Source organism: Variovorax sp. MPBD4-3, from assembly GCF_058809745.1.
Map to the genome: position 1 here is coordinate 119,812 of NZ_JBXASW010000005.1, position 13,749 is coordinate 133,560.

At 70.1% G+C, this 13,749-nt stretch carries 12 protein-coding genes; 3 read left to right on the plus strand and 9 right to left on the minus strand.

The genetic code is table 11. The annotated features are described in order from the left end of the window. Nucleotides 1–3: 3 nt before the first annotated feature. Nucleotides 4–2,613: an FtsX-like permease family protein gene (locus tag AC1RVW_RS04600; protein WP_493198274.1), complete on the minus strand. Its 2,610-nt coding sequence runs from the start codon at nt 2,611–2,613 to the stop codon at nt 4–6. Between the two features lie 80 nt (nt 2,614–2,693). On the opposite strand from AC1RVW_RS04600, the gene AC1RVW_RS04605 reads away from it, so the two are divergent. Continuing rightward, a complete protein-coding gene (locus AC1RVW_RS04605) occupies nt 2,694–4,154 on the plus strand; it encodes a serine hydrolase domain-containing protein (protein ID WP_493198276.1) in 1,461 nt (486 codons plus the stop codon). A gap of 13 nt (nt 4,155–4,167) precedes the next feature. Here the strand turns inward: AC1RVW_RS04605 and AC1RVW_RS04610 are convergent, their stop codons facing one another. Both AC1RVW_RS04610 and ybiA read right to left on the minus strand, forming a co-directional pair. Beyond that, the gene (locus tag AC1RVW_RS04610) at nt 4,168–5,070 is read right to left on the minus strand and encodes an ADP-ribosylglycohydrolase family protein (RefSeq protein ID WP_493198278.1); all 903 of its coding nucleotides are present in this window, start codon (nt 5,068–5,070) and stop codon (nt 4,168–4,170) included. Further along, nucleotides 5,067–5,627, minus strand: a complete 561-nt coding sequence (ybiA, locus tag AC1RVW_RS04615; protein ID WP_493198279.1) for a riboflavin biosynthesis intermediates N-glycosidase — start codon at nt 5,625–5,627, stop codon at nt 5,067–5,069. The genes AC1RVW_RS04610 and ybiA overlap by 4 nt, the downstream gene beginning before the upstream one ends. Before the next feature lie 87 nt (nt 5,628–5,714). On the opposite strand from ybiA, the gene AC1RVW_RS04620 reads away from it, so the two are divergent. Beyond that, nucleotides 5,715–6,440 (plus strand): NUDIX hydrolase, encoded by a 726-nt coding sequence (locus AC1RVW_RS04620; RefSeq protein WP_493198281.1) that lies wholly within the window; start codon nt 5,715–5,717, stop codon nt 6,438–6,440. Nucleotides 6,441–6,446: 6 nt separating this feature from the next. Here the strand turns inward: AC1RVW_RS04620 and AC1RVW_RS04625 are convergent, their stop codons facing one another. The 5 genes from AC1RVW_RS04625 to AC1RVW_RS04645 form a co-directional block, all read right to left on the minus strand. Continuing rightward, nucleotides 6,447–7,685, minus strand: coding sequence for an RNA polymerase sigma factor (locus AC1RVW_RS04625; RefSeq protein ID WP_493198364.1), 1,239 nt, complete (start codon nt 7,683–7,685; stop codon nt 6,447–6,449). After that, a complete protein-coding gene (locus AC1RVW_RS04630; RefSeq protein WP_493198283.1) occupies nt 7,685–8,047 on the minus strand; it encodes a YciI family protein in 363 nt (120 codons plus the stop codon). The genes AC1RVW_RS04625 and AC1RVW_RS04630 overlap by 1 nt, the downstream gene beginning before the upstream one ends. 163 nt (nt 8,048–8,210) lie before the next feature. Beyond that, the gene (locus AC1RVW_RS04635; protein ID WP_493198285.1) at nt 8,211–9,572 is read right to left on the minus strand and encodes an NAD(P)H-dependent oxidoreductase; all 1,362 of its coding nucleotides are present in this window, start codon (nt 9,570–9,572) and stop codon (nt 8,211–8,213) included. 4 nt (nt 9,573–9,576) lie between these two features. Beyond that, nucleotides 9,577–10,452, minus strand: a complete 876-nt coding sequence (locus AC1RVW_RS04640) for a phytanoyl-CoA dioxygenase family protein (protein WP_493198287.1) — start codon at nt 10,450–10,452, stop codon at nt 9,577–9,579. After that, nucleotides 10,449–11,156 (minus strand): GntR family transcriptional regulator, encoded by a 708-nt coding sequence (locus AC1RVW_RS04645; protein ID WP_409195251.1) that lies wholly within the window; start codon nt 11,154–11,156, stop codon nt 10,449–10,451. Before AC1RVW_RS04645 ends, AC1RVW_RS04640 begins: the two co-directional genes overlap by 4 nt. A gap of 117 nt (nt 11,157–11,273) precedes the next feature. Between AC1RVW_RS04645 and AC1RVW_RS04650 the strand changes: the two genes are divergently transcribed. Further along, nucleotides 11,274–12,239, plus strand: a complete 966-nt coding sequence (locus AC1RVW_RS04650; RefSeq protein ID WP_493198289.1) for a threo-3-hydroxy-L-aspartate ammonia-lyase — start codon at nt 11,274–11,276, stop codon at nt 12,237–12,239. A 3-nt stretch (nt 12,240–12,242) separates the two neighbouring features. On the opposite strand, the gene AC1RVW_RS04655 is transcribed toward AC1RVW_RS04650, so the two are convergent. Next, nucleotides 12,243–13,550, minus strand: coding sequence for a TIGR03118 family protein (locus AC1RVW_RS04655; RefSeq protein WP_493198291.1), 1,308 nt, complete (start codon nt 13,548–13,550; stop codon nt 12,243–12,245). Between the last annotated feature and the right edge of the window lie 199 nt (nt 13,551–13,749).

Below are 13,749 nucleotides of genomic sequence, written 5' to 3' on the forward strand. Positions count from 1 at the left end.
CGCCTACCAGTCTTCCTTCACCGCCAGCACCACGTCCCGCCCGGCCGCAGCCCGCCCCGCGAGCCACGCGGTGACGGTGCCCGCCACCACCACCGCGCCGCACAGTCCCAGCAGCCGCAGCCACGGCACCAGCAGATCCATGCTCCAGTGGAAGCTCTGCGGGTTCACCACCTTCACCAGCACCACCGACACCGCCAGTCCCAGGCCCAGCCCCGCGACGGCGCCGATGGCGGTCCATGCCGCGCCTTCGCCGGCCACCACCGCCAGCACCTGGCGCCGCGTGAAGCCCAGGTGCGCGAGCAGCCCGAATTCCTTGCGCCGCGCCAGCACCTGCGCGCTGAAGCTGGCGGCAATGCCGAAAAGGCCGATGGCGATGGCCACCGCCTGCAGCCAGTAGGTCACGGCGAAACTGCGGTCGAAGATGCGCAGCGAGGTCGTGCGGATCTGGCCTACCGACGCAATCTCCACCGACTCGGCGGAGCCGCCGGCCTGGCGCGCCGCCAGCTCGCGCACCTGCGTCTGCACCGCGCCTTCGGAGGCGCCGGGCGAAAGCCACAGCGCCACGTCGCTCACGTTGCGCTCGCCGGTGATGCGCTCGAAGTCTCGCGCGTCCATCGTGATGGCACCGAACTGCCGGGCGTAGTCGCGCCACACGCCGGCCACGAAGAACGCTGGCGGTTGCCCTTGCGCAGTCGTGGCCGCGCCCATGGCGGCGGACAGCGGTGCGAACACCGTGCCCGGCTTCGCGCCGTACAGCTCGACCATCGGCTCGCTCACGTAGATGCCGACCTGCCCCTCGGGCACCGGCAGCGCGCTGCCAACCAGCGGCAGCGACTGGGTGGCGCCGCCTTCGAGGCTGCGCGCGATCAGCGTGACGGCGGGCCGCGTGGCATCGAGCTGCAGCGTCTGCGTGCGCAGCGTGCCGGTGCGCGCCACGCCGGGCAGCTGCGCCAGGGCCTGCACGAAGGCAGGAGGGAAGGTCGCGGTGTCGGTGCTGTTGCCGTTGCCCGCGTTGCCGCCGCGCCCGCCCGAGGTGGCGCGCACATACAGGTCGGCCGGCAGCACGACGTCGAGCCAGTGCGTGACCGAATCGCGGAAGCTCGCGACCATCACGGTCAGTGCGACCGCCAGGCTCAGGCTCGCGACCACGCCGCTCACCGCCACGGCCGCGGTGCCGCGCATGCGGCGTGCGCGCTCGATGGCCAGCATCGGCAGCAGGCGCTGCGCGAACACCGGCGCGATGCGGTCGTACAGCAGCGCGATGAGCCAGGGCAGGGCGGTGATGCCGCCCACCAGCAGGCAGGCCACCGACAGGTACGCCGCCACCGGAATGCCGCCGATGGCCGGCACATTGGCCAGCACCGCGCCCAGCCCGATCAGACCCAGCGCGAGCCAGTGGCTGTTGCCCCGCGCGGGCGCCGCGCCCAGCCCCTTGAGCGTCTGCGCCTCGGGCAGCGCCTGCGCCGCCCGCGCGGGCCACCAGCCACCGACCAGCGCGGCCAGCACGCCCAGCCCGCCATAAAGCGCCGCAGCGCCTGTACTCCAGTGCAGCTTGGGCGCGACGCCTTCGAAATACCCGCCGCCCAGGTCGCCGCCGAGCACGCGCAGCGCGAAGGCCGCGAGCGCAGTGCCCAGCGCGAGCCCGGCCGCGCTGCCGATCAGGCCCAGCACCAGCGATTCGGCCAGCACCAGCCGCAGCCGTTCGCGCGGGGTGAGGCCCAGCACGCCGAGCAGCGCGAACTGCTGCGCGCGCTTGGCCACGCTGAGCGCCAGCACCGAGAACACGAGGAACGCGCCGGTGAACAGCGCGACCAGCGCCAGCACCGTGAGGTTCACGCGGTAGGCGCGCGAGAGGTTGCTCACGCGCTCCGCCGCGTCGCCCGGCTCCGCGAACTGCACGCCTGCCGGCCAGCCCGGCGATTGCCGCAGCGAGGACATGAAGGCGGCGCGGTCGGTGCCGGGCGCGAGCCGCAGGTCGATGCGGCTGAGCTGCCCCACCTGGCCGAACAGCTCCTGCGCGGCGGCAATGTCCATCACCGCGAGTGCCGTGCCGCCTGCGGCCACATGGCCGGCCACGTCGAGCCGTTGCCACGCGTCGCCGCTGCGCAGTTGCACCGTCTCGGCCGCGCCGCCGGCCGATTGCGCCGGCAGGCCCAGCGCGGTGCGGGCCGCGTTGTTGAGGAACACATGGCCGGGCGCGAACAGCGCGAAGCGGTCGGCGCCGGCCTCGGCCTGAGGCATCAGCGCGGGCGCGATGGTCGGCAGCACCAGCGCATCGACGCCGATCACGCGCATCGGCACCTGTCGCTCGCCTGCGGCCAGCGCCAAGCCCTGGAACTCCAGCACCGGGCTGGCAAGCGTGACCTGCGGCTGCTGCGCGATGCGCGCGAACACGGCCTCGTCGAAGCCGCCCTGCACGGCGCGCACCTCGAGGTCGGGCTGGCCGTTGACCGAGCGCACCGCGCTGGAGAACTCGTCGAGCGCCGAAGCGTTGATCAGCTGCACCGAGAACGCCAGCGCCACGCCCAGCATCACCGCCAGCACGGCGGCCGCGTTGCGCCAGGGGTGGTGGCGGAGTTCCTGCCAGGAGAAGGTCGTGAGCAATGCGCGCATACGCCGATTGTCGCGGCGCGCACGTTGTTACACAGGCGTGGCACGATGGCACCTCTTCGACGAAGCTGAGGAATCTCACGATGCGGCTGTTGCCCCGCGCCATGATCCGCGCCACGACCCGCGCCAGTCCCTGCCGCTGGCTCGCGGCCTGGCTCCTCGCACCGCTGCTGGCCGGCACCGCCGCCGCGCAACCGCAGCCGCAGCCGCAGCCGCTGACGCTGGCCAGCGACCCGGCCTTCATCGCCAAGGCCGCGCTCGGCGCGGAGCGCGGCACGCTGGTGGTCGGCACGCTGCGCAACGGCAAGCCCGCCTACGGCGCGGCCTACAACCCCGAGCCGCCGTCGCCGCCGCGCCCCATCGAGCCCAACAGCGCGGAGCAGCCGATGTTCGAGATCGGCTCCGTCACCAAGGTCTTCACCGGCCTGCTGCTGGCGCAGGCGGTGGAGCGCGGCGACCTCAAGCTCGACGACACCGTGGGCAAGCTGCTCGCGGGCAAGGTGCAAGGGCTGTCGCCCGCCGTGGCCTCGGTCACGCTGCGCCAGTTGGTCACCCACACCGGCTGCATGCCCGTGATGGCCGACGGCGTGAGCGGCGGCGCCCCGCTGGCGGAGCAGTTCCGCAGCTTCGACAAGCCGATGTTCTGGGCCGCGCTCACGCGCATCAAGCTCACGGCCGCGGCGCCCCCGTGCGAGGGCGCGTACAGCAACTTCGGCATGGCGCTGCTCGGCCAGTTGCTGGCGGAGCACTACGGCACCTCGTGGGGCGAGCTGGTGCGCGCGCGCATCACCGAGCCGCTGGGCATGAACGACACCGTCATCACGCTGGGCGACAAGGCTTCGCGCATGGCCCCTGCCTTTGCCGGCGACCGCCGCCAGCCGCTGTTCGACATGCAGGCCTATGCGCCGGCGAGTGCGCTGCGCTCCACCGCCGCCGACATGATGACCTTCAGCCGCGCCATCATCGCGGGCGCCGGCGGCCCGCTGGGGCCTGCCGCCGCGCGCATGCTGACGCCACTGGCGCGCTACGAGGGCGCCGAGATCGGCTACGCGGTGATGGTGCGCGGCCCCGAGGGCGGCCGCCGCACCTACTGGCACGCTGGCCTCACCGAGGGCTACCGCACGCTCTGGCTGATCGCGCCCGACACCAACGAGGCGATCGTCGTACTCGGCAGCAACGCGCGCGCGCCGCTGCAGCCGGTGATGCTGGCCATCGGCAAGAGCCGCTACCCGGTGCCGACGACCGAGGTGCCGCTCGACCCGCAGCGCCTGGACGATTACAAGGGCGAGTTCCGCATCAGCAAGGCCAAGGCGCTGAGCTTCACCGTGCGCGGCGCGAAGCTGCTGGTGCGGGAGACGGGGCGCGGCTACAACGCGCTGACGCCCACGGGCGCCGATCGCTTTGCCGTGGTGGGCATCGGCGCGCAGTTCGTGTTCCGGCGCGACGCGGCCAATGCGGTGGTCGCCGTGTCGCTGACGCAAGGGGGCAGCCAGCTCGATGCGCGTCGCGAGGGCGCTGCGGCGGCGGTGCCGTTGCAGCAGTGACCGCGCGGGCCGTTCAGCCGGCCAGCGCCAGAAGCTGGTCTGCCATCTGCTCGATCTCTTCTCGCATCACCAGCGGGCGTAGCCAGTCAGCCGGAATGGCACTGGCGCCGTAGAAGGCACCCGCCAGCTGGCCGCAGATTGCCGCGGTGGTGTCGGCGTCGTCGCCCAGGTTGGTGGCGGCAAGCACGGCTTCCTCGAACGAGCGCGTGTGCGCGAAGCACCAGAGCGCCGCTTCGAGCGACTCGACGCAGTAGCCCGATCCCTTGATGCGCTCGATGGGCTTCGACGCGTAGTCGCCGCGCGCGAGCGCCATGACCTTGTCGCTCAAGGGCGTCAGCGGCTTTGTCGAAAGAATCGCTTCCTTGCTTTCACCGCGCAATGCCGAGCGCAACTGCAGCGCGAAGAGCTGCGAGCATTCGATGGCCTCCAGGGCGCCGTGCGTGGTGCGCGTGCTTTCTCCGGCCTGCTTCCAGGTGGCCTGCGCGCTGGCCGCGTAGAACATCGGCACCGGTGCGAGCCTCATCAAGGCGCCGTTGCCGGCCGTGCGCGGATCGGGGTCGCCCGCGAACGGATCGCCGGACGCGAGATAGCGGGTGAGGGCGCCCGACACCGTGAGGCCGATGTCGAAGCAGTTGCCGGTGCTGCTCATGTAGCCCACGCTGCGCCAGTTGCAGTAGCGGTTCATCTGGTCGGCAGCATCGAAGCCCTTGCAGTGGATCAGGCTCGCGGCCAGGCACAACGCCATCGAGGTGTCGTCGGTCCATTCGCCGGCAACTAGCCCGAACGGGCCGCCACCCTGCATGCCCGTCACGGGCGTGAAGCTGCCGCGCGCGCGGAACTCGACCGTGGTGCCCACGGCGTCGCCGCAGGCCAGGCCGAGCAGGCAGCCGCGGTAGCGGTCGATGCCGTTGTTCATGGCGTCTGCCTCAAAGCATCGCGCGCGGCCATCAAGGCAAAGCCCAGCAGGTTGAGGCCCTTCCATTCGCGCGGGTCTTGCGCCGCGGGGTCGGTCGCGGCGCGTCCGATGCCCCAGATGGGATCGACCGGGCTGGCTTCCACCAGCACCTGATGGCCCGTGCCCAGCAGGAAGGCACCGAGCGCCGGGTTCTGCGCGAACTTGGCGATGTTGCCGCGCGTCACGATGTCCAGGCGAGCGGCCACCCATGCGGCTTCGTCGAAGTTGCGGATCTCGCGGCCCAGCTTCTTGGCTTCGGCGGGCGTGCGCGCCGCGAGGATGCGTTCGCAGGTCTCGGCGTCGCCGAACAGGCGCGCCTTGCCCGCCATCATGAAATGCTCGGCGGTGCGATAGCGGATGCCGTCGACGATGAACTCCGCCTCGAACCATTGGCTGAAGCAGCTCTTGTCGACGCCGATCTTCGGTGCCTGGTGGCCCCAGAACAGCAGATATTCGGGGCGGTGGCCCTGTGCGAAGTACGCGGGCAGGTCTCGGGTGCTGCGGGGTGTCGTGGTCATTTTTCTATTCTTCTTTCATGAGTTGCTCTGTGCAACTAATTGAGGGTTGTATAGTACAACTAACAAATCCGGCGTCAAGCCTTTCCCGTGAACACACCCAAGCCGAACTTCCCGCCGCTGACTTTTCCCCGCCCGCTGGTCACGGTCGACGTGGTGATGTTCACCGTGCTCGACGACGCCCTGCAGGTCCTGCTGGTGAAGCGGCCAGCCGACAGCGACGAGCCTTTTCCCGGCAAGTGGGCGCTGCCGGGCGGCTTCGTGAACATCCACGAAGACGCCACGCTGCTCGGCTGCGCCCTGCGCAAGCTGCGCGAGAAGACCGGCGTGGTCACGCCCTACCTCGAGCAGCTCGGCAGCTGGGGCGGTGCGCAGCGCGACCCGCGCGGCTGGTCGGCCACGCACTGCTTCTATGCGCTGGTTCCTGCGCAGGCAATGCAATTGCGCAGCGGCGCCAACGCGTCGGATGTGACGTGGTTCGAGGTCGGTGCCGCTTCGCGCAAGCGGCTGGCCTTCGATCACGGCGAGCTGCTCGAGGCGGCCGTCGCCCGGCTGCGCGGCAAGGTCGAATACACCTCGCTGCCGGCCTTCCTGCTCGAAGAGCCTTTCACGCTGCCCGCGCTGCAGCGCGTCTACGAAGTGGTGCTGGGCCGCGACGTCGACAAGAGCGCGTTCCGCAAGCGCATGCTCGACGGCGGGTTCATGGAAGAGGCCGGCATGGTCACGGGCAGCCTGGGCCGGCCGGCCATGAGCTACCGGCTGCGCGATCGCTCGCAGGCGGCATTGTTTCCGCGCACCTTCAACAGCACGAAGTAGGGCCGCTCAGAGCCGCTGCGACATCGCGTTGAGATACGCCCGCACCACCGCGCTGGTGCTCAGGCCGATGGCCCGGTCGTATGCCTGCCGCGCCGCCGCGCGTGCGCCGCCGGCAGCCAGCAGATGGGCACGCGCGGCCCAGAACGGCTGGTAGTTGGTGACGTCGGCCGCGGGGATCGCATCGAGCGCCTGCAATCCCGTCTCCGGTCCGCGCGCATTGGCGAGCGCGCAGGCAAGGCTGACCTGCGCGCCGATGCTGGGGCGCAAGGCCAGAAGGCCCTGGTACAGCGACACCAGGGTTTCGGGCGGCACGGGCGCGCCGGCGCGGCGTTCGCAATGTGCAGACTGGATGGCCGCCTCCAGCTGGTAGGCGCCCAGCGACTGCATCGACGAGGCCTGCCGCAAATGGTGCTCGGCCTCGGCCAGCAACTCGTGGTTCCAGCGCGTGATGTCCTGCTGGTCGAGCGGCACGTACGCACCGGCATCGTTGCGGCGCGCGGCGGTGCGCGCCTCGCAGAACAGCATGAGCGCGAGCAGGCCCAGCGGCTCGGGTTCGCGCGGCATCAGCTTGCACAGGATGCGGGCCAGGTCGATGGCCTCGTCCGTCAGGTTGCGCGGAATCGCATCGGCGCCGTCCACGTCGTCCCAGCCTGTGCCGTAGGCGGCGTAGATGCCGTCGAGCACGTCCTGCAGCCGCTGCGGCAGTTCGCGCGCCTGCGGGTATTCGAAGGGAATGCCGGCGGCGCGAATGCGTGCCTTGGCGCGCACCAGCCGTTGGCCGAGCGTCGAAGGCGAGGTCAGGAAGGCGCCTGCCATGCGCGCCGCGTCCAGGCCGAGCACGGTCTGCAGCATCAGCGGCGCGCGCGCCGGCGCGTCGATGGCCGGGTGCGCGCACACGAAGAGCAGGCGCAGCCGCTCGTCGGGCACGGCCGCGCCGTCGTTGGCGCTGTCACCGTCGTCGACCTCGCCCGCCAGCAGCATCAGCGCCTGGGTGGCCTCGTCCTGCACGCGGGTGTGGCGCCAGGCGTCGAGCTTGCGGTGCCGCGCGACGCTCAGCAGCCAGGCGTCGGGCCGGGCCGGTATGCCGTCGGCCGGCCAGCGCTCGAGCGCACGCGCGAAAGCGTCCGCCAGAGCGTCTTCCGATGCGGCGATGTCGTGCGTGCGGGCCGACAGGATGGCCAGCAGCCGCCCGTATGAATCGCGCGCCGCACGTTCGGCGGCCTGGTGAGCCACCGGGTCTTTCATCATGCGGCGACGGCGGTGGCCACGAACACGGGCCTCACTTCGACGCCGCCGCTGGTCGCGCAGGGCGCGCGCGCCGCCCATTCGAGCGCCGCGTCGAGGTCGGGCACGTCGATCACGAAGTAGCCGCCGAGCTGCTCCTTGGTGTCGGCGAACGGGCCGTCCTGCACCTGGCGCTTGTCGCCGCGCACGCGCAGGGTGGTGCCGGTCATGGGCGGGAACAGGCCGTGGCCGCCGAGCGAGATGCCGGCCTGGCGCACCGCGTCGGCATAGGCGACCCAGCTGGCGCGGTAGGCCTGGGAGGAGGCGTCGTCGCGTTGTTCGAATTCGGCCGCGGGTTGGTAGAACATCAACATGTACTGCATGGTGTCTCTCCGTCATGGAAAAGCTGTGCAGAGCAGGATCGCTCACCACAATGACGGCCCGCGTGCGGCCATTTCGACACGCCGTGGCGCGCCGTGGCAAATATTTTTTCCGTTATGGCGCGCGGGTGCAATGCAGCATTTCGCATTCACCCGCGCTGGGCGCTCACGCCACCCGCGCTTCCACCGCCGGTGCGAACATGCCTTCCATTTCGCCGCGAAGCTTGTACGCAGCGGTCGAAGTGTCGATGGCCACGTCGGCCCAGCTCAGGCTCTGGCCCTTCTTCACCGGACGCAGCAGGCGGATGCCGTGCGCCAGCCCCAGCGGCAGGCCGCCCATGCGCAGCGAGCGGTCGGCCGGCAGCAGCTTGCCCCAGACCGTGTAGCCGCCTTCGCCGTCGAGCACCTCGCCCACCGCGAGGTCGCGCTTGGCGGTGGCCACCACGTCGGCGTTCCAGCAGGTGGCGGCACCGGTGGGCTCGCCGCGCAGCGCCACGCTGGCCACCGACATGCCCACCTCCAGGCCGATCAGGTGCCAGCGCTTGTACAGCGTGAAGTAGCGCCCGCTCGGGTCGGTGTGGGCGTTGTACTCCTCGAAGCAGTTCTTGATGTACTCGGTCTCGGCCTCGACCGTGACCCACACGCCCATGCGGATGTCGTAGGGGATCTTGCGCCCGTCGGCCTCCAGCGATGAGACCACCTCCACCATGCCCTTGCGCTCGAGCACGCCGCCTTCGCTCCTGGGCCGCGTGACGAAGGGAATGTCTTCCACGCTCGCGGGCGGATAGAGCAGGCCGTCGGAAGGCACAGTGAGGCCGGTGGCGTTGGCCACCGCCGAGCTTTCGATGGACGGCTTGGAGCCGTCGAGAAAGCTGTTGAACATCTTCGGGTTGAGCCCGCCGCGCTTCGCCTGCTCGGGCGTGAGGCCGTAGTTGCCCCACACCGTCTCGGGCGTCGATTCGGTGAAGTGCGGCAGCCACTTGTGGCCGCGCCCGGCAGCCACCACCGGAAAGCCGCAGGTGCGGGCCCAGTCGACCAGGTCGCAGATCAGCGCCGGCTGGTCGCCGAAGGCCAGCGAATAGACCACGCCGGCCTGCTGTGCCCTGCGAGCGAGCAGCGGGCCGCAGAAGGCGTCGGCCTCCACGGTCACGTTCACCACGTGCTTGCCGTGCGCGAAGGCGTCCAGGCAGTGGTCTACCGCGGCGATGGGGTTGCCGGTGCACTCGACCACGATGTCGATGGACGGCTCGCGCGTCACGGCCTGCCAGTCGTCGGTGATCCAGGTGGTGCCGTGCTTCAGCGCTTCCTGCACGGATGAGGCCGCGGCACGTTCGCGCTGCCAGCCCACGCGCTCCAGGCTGACGCGGGCCGCGTCCGGTGAGAGGTCGGCAATCGCCACCAGTTGCACGCCGGGCGTGCGCGGAATCTGCGCGAGATACATGGCGCCGAACTTGCCGGCCCCTATGAGGCCGATGCGCACGGGGCGGCCTTCGGCGGCGCGCTGCTGCAGGCGGTTGTGCAGGCTCATGGGGTCAGGCCTCCGCGGTGTCGAGCACGTCCAGCGAGGTGCGCAGCGCGCTCTCGGGCAGGCCGTTCTTCCATGGCACTTCCACCGGATAGGGCTTCAACAGGCAGTCGTCGGGCAGCATCTCGATGGGCGTGAAGTCGCGATGCGCGATGAACTCGGGCCGCTTGTGGCGCCGGATGTGGTTGCTGACCGCGCACAGGCTCAGGTACACCGCCACGCGGTTGAAGGGCGACAGATTGCTGCCCGAGGCATGCACCAGGCAGCTGTGGAAAAGAATCATCGAGCCTGCCGGCCCCTTCGGCGAGACGATGCCGCCGCGCTTGCCGCCGGCACGGTCGACCAGCTGGCGGATCAGGTCGTTGTCGACCGTCCACAGCGGGTAGCTGGTGGTGGTCAGGTCATGCTTCGCATCGACCACGCCCTTGCGGTGGCTGCCCGGTATGAACATCAGCGGGCCGTTGTGCTCGTTCACGTCGTCCAGGAAGATCGCGACGTTCATCGCGCGCTCGGTGGGCATCAGGTCGTCGTTGAGCCAGGTGCCGTAGTCCTGGTGCCACTGCCACACGTCGCCTTCGAAGGCCATCTTGCCGTTGATCTTGAACTGGTGCATGTAGACCTCTTCCTCGAACAGGTCGGTCACCGGTCCCACCATGCGCGGGTGGCGCGCCAACCGCGCGAAGGGCTCGCTGATGAGGTGCGCGGCAAAGTTCGTGCGAACCGCGTCGGAGCCTTTCTCGCGCACGTTGAAGGCTTCGCGCCTGCTGTAGAGGTCCGGCACCGCGTCGGTCAGCACCTTCGTCTCTTCGGCCGAGAAATGGCCGGGGAAGAACAGATAGCCGTCGCGCTCGAACTGCGCGCGTTGCTCCGGGGTCAGCTTCATGCCTTGTCTCCTTTTCTGGTCGGTGGGGTCATGGATGCGGCGCGCGCCTGTTGCTGCGCGAGCCGCTCGCTCAGTGCCTCGCTGGCCCGCGAGACATGTTCTTCGCTCAGGCGCGCGGCACGGTCGGCGTTGCCGGCGGCGATGGCCGCGGCAATCGCCTCGTGCTCGTCCCACAGCGATTCGCGCTGCGGCTCGGCCTGCAGCACCGCGCCCATCGCGCGGCGCAGGTGGCGCCAGTGCGGATCGGCGCTCTGGCCGATCAGCGGGTTGCCCGAGGCCTCGTAGATGGCCTGGTGGAAGGCCACGTCGGCATCGAGCATGGCTTCCACATTGCGCCCGCGCGCCGCGCGACGGCCGCGCTCGATGAGCTTCGGATCGATGCGAAAGCGCTGCTGCGCCGCGAGCCGCGCGGCCAGCGCATCGAGCGCGCCGCGCACCTGGTAGACCTTGCGCATCGCCTCGGCCTCCAGCGGCGCAACCAGCACGCCGCGGCCCGGCGCGTCGAGCACGAAGCCGTCTTTCTTCAGCAGCCGCAGCGCCTGCAGCACCGGCTGGCGCGACACCGACAGGCGCTGCGCGATGTCTTCCTGCGTGATGCGCTCGCCCGGCGCGAGCGTGCCGCTGCTGATGGCGCCGAGCAGGGCGCGGTAGACCTGGTCGACGAGGTCGGGGGCGGCTTCGATGCTGACGAGCTGGGCTGGCATGGACGGGCTCCGGGTCTGAACTCTGTATACAGAGTACAAACTTCAGGGCGGCCGCGCATACCGGGTTTTTACCCATCGGGCCTGCAAAAGATTGCGAGGCGCCGCTAAGCTCGGCGCATGCAACTACCGACCTACGACGACGTCATTGCCGCTGCCCAGCGGCTCGAGGGCCATGCCCATCGCACCCCCGTGCTGCGCTCGACCACCGCCGACGAGCGCTGGGGCGCGAGCTTCTTCTTCAAGTGCGAGAACTTCCAGCGCATGGGCGCCTTCAAGTTCCGCGGCGCGTTCAATGCGCTTTCCAGGTTCGACGCGGCGCAGCGCAAGGGCGGCGTGATCGCCTTCTCGTCGGGCAACCATGCGCAGGCCATCGCGCTGTCGGCCCGACTGCTGTCGATGCCCGCCGTGATCGTGATGCCCAAGGACGCGCCCGCCGCCAAGGTCGCGGCCACGCAGGGCTACGGCGCCGAAGTGGTGATGTACGACCGCTTCACCGAAGACCGCGAGGCACTGACCAAACGGCTCGCGCAGGAGCGCGGCATGACGATGATTCCGCCCTACGACCACCCCGACGTGCTCACCGGCCAAGGCACGGCGGTGAAGGAACTGATCGAGGAGACCGGTCCGCTCGACCATCTGTTCGTGTGCCTCGGCGGCGGCGGGCTGCTGTCGGGCTCCGCGCTGTCGGCGCGCGCACTCGCGCCGAACTGCAAGGTCTACGGCGTCGAGCCCGAGGCGGGCAACGACGGCCAGCAGTCGTTCCGCGCGGGCAGGATCGTGCACATCGAAACGCCCAAGACCATCGCCGACGGCGCGCAGACGCAGCACCTGGGCGAATACACCTTCGGCATCATCCGCCGCGACGTGGACGACATCTTCACCGTGACAGACGCGCAGCTCGTCGACGCCATGCGCTTCTTCGCCGAGCGCATGAAGATGGTGGTGGAACCGACCGGCTGCCTCGCCTTTGCGGGCGCCATTGCGGCGGGCAAGGCCATCGCCGGCCAGCGCGTGGGCATCGTGATCAGCGGCGGCAACGTCGACCTGTCGCGCTACGCGGCGCTGCTTGCGCCGCAGTCATAGGTTTCAGATGGCGCGCAGCGAGCCGAAGAGCCCTTCGGTTTCGCCCTGCGGGCCCGCAGCAAAGTACAGCGCGTTGCTGTCGCCCAGCGCCACGCCATTGCCGAACTGCAGGCCCCAGATGCCGGCGATGGCGACTGGCCTGTCCTGCTCATCGCGCAGGTCGTCCACATACTGCCCGCTGCCCAGGTCGAACGCGCAGATGCGGCCTGCCCCGCCGAAATTGCCGACCAGCAGCCGGCCCGACAACGCACCGAAGTCGGCTGGCGCAATGGCCACGCCCCAGGGCGCGTTGAGCCGGCCGTCGTCGGCGTAGATGCGCAGCAGCCGGCCGTCCAGGTCGAACTCTGCCAGCTTGCCCCGCGCTGGCCGGTTGCCTGAAGCGGCTTCGGCTGCGGCGTCCAGGGCGTCTTCCTCGCCGGCGTGGAAGGCATCGGCACGTGCCGGGTCGGGCTGGCTGAGGGCATACAGCACGAACACCCGGTCGCGGGCTCCGTCGCTCACCACCTGGATGTTGAACGGCACCGGATCGCCCGGACGCGCCGTGCCTGCCGGCCCGCTCGCGAAGGGATTGGCGAAGCCCTGCGTCGGCACCGGTTGCCACCGTGCATCGAGCGTGCGTATTTGCGGCTGCGCGCCGAAGTCGGCGAGCCACAGGCGATCCCATCGGTCGGTGTGGATGGCGGCGCCGAAGAAGGCCATGCCCTGATCCGCGCCGTTGAAGACCTCCACGGCCGGGCCGTCGACGCGCACGATGGCGCCGCTGTCTGCATCGCGCTCCGTCCAGGCGCTGACGCTGCCGCTGTCGGTGACGAAGACGAAGCGCGCCGAGCCGTCGAGCATGCGCGTGCCGGCCGGCTGGCCTTGCACCCGGAACAGGTCCGAAGCCAGGGCCGCGCCGTTGAACACGACGCCCGTGACTTTGCCGGCGCTGTCCTCGCCCGTGCCTGCATCGGCGCCCGGCACGGCCACCTCGCGCAGGCCGTCCTGTTGCAGCGCATGCAATGCCGGGTCGGTGGAGCGCGTCACGTCGCCCAGGTACTGCCAGGAGATGCCGCCGCCGCCGACCCAGAAATGGCCGCCGGCACCGGCCGGGCGGATGGCGATGCCCCAGCCATTGATGAATTCAGGTTCTGTGAAACGGGCACCATGGCGCGCGTGGCTGGCCAGCAGATTGGCTTGGCGGTAGCGGTTGGTGGCCGTGGCGGCGCCGCTGCCAATGCTGCTGCTGCTGCTGCTGCCGCCGCCGCCGCCGCAGGCGACGAGCGTGGATGACGCGAGTGTGCCTAGAACGAAGTTTCTTCTGTCGAGCATCTGTGATCCCCCTGATTGCGTTGCAAAGCCGTTGTCGAGTTGGCTGGGCACGCGGGACCACCATGCCTTTGACGCAGATGAACTGCAGGCGTCGGTGTGTTCGCAGATGGCTTGGCTATGGGCCGCCGATGCTACGAGAAGCCGTGCTGTGGGCTCTGAAATCCGGCGCTGTTTCTGCCAACTTTTGCCGCACCCGGCA

Excerpts from the sequence above, each read along its gene's own strand:
- AC1RVW_RS04600 (WP_493198274.1), bottom strand. The coding sequence starts at position 2,613 with ATGCGCGCATTGCTCACGACCTTCTCCTGGCAGGAACTCCGCCACCAC.
- AC1RVW_RS04605 (WP_493198276.1), top strand. The coding sequence starts at position 2,694 with ATGCGGCTGTTGCCCCGCGCCATGATCCGCGCCACGACCCGCGCCAGT.
- AC1RVW_RS04610 (WP_493198278.1), bottom strand. The coding sequence starts at position 5,070 with ATGAACAACGGCATCGACCGCTACCGCGGCTGCCTGCTCGGCCTGGCC.
- ybiA (WP_493198279.1), bottom strand. The coding sequence starts at position 5,627 with ATGACCACGACACCCCGCAGCACCCGAGACCTGCCCGCGTACTTCGCA.
- AC1RVW_RS04625 (WP_493198364.1), bottom strand. The coding sequence starts at position 7,685 with ATGAAAGACCCGGTGGCTCACCAGGCCGCCGAACGTGCGGCGCGCGAT.
- AC1RVW_RS04630 (WP_493198283.1), bottom strand. The coding sequence starts at position 8,047 with ATGCAGTACATGTTGATGTTCTACCAACCCGCGGCCGAATTCGAACAA.
- AC1RVW_RS04635 (WP_493198285.1), bottom strand. The coding sequence starts at position 9,572 with ATGAGCCTGCACAACCGCCTGCAGCAGCGCGCCGCCGAAGGCCGCCCC.
- AC1RVW_RS04640 (WP_493198287.1), bottom strand. The coding sequence starts at position 10,452 with ATGAAGCTGACCCCGGAGCAACGCGCGCAGTTCGAGCGCGACGGCTAT.
- AC1RVW_RS04645 (WP_409195251.1), bottom strand. The coding sequence starts at position 11,156 with ATGCCAGCCCAGCTCGTCAGCATCGAAGCCGCCCCCGACCTCGTCGAC.
- AC1RVW_RS04650 (WP_493198289.1), top strand. The coding sequence starts at position 11,274 with ATGCAACTACCGACCTACGACGACGTCATTGCCGCTGCCCAGCGGCTC.
- AC1RVW_RS04655 (WP_493198291.1), bottom strand. The coding sequence starts at position 13,550 with ATGCTCGACAGAAGAAACTTCGTTCTAGGCACACTCGCGTCATCCACG.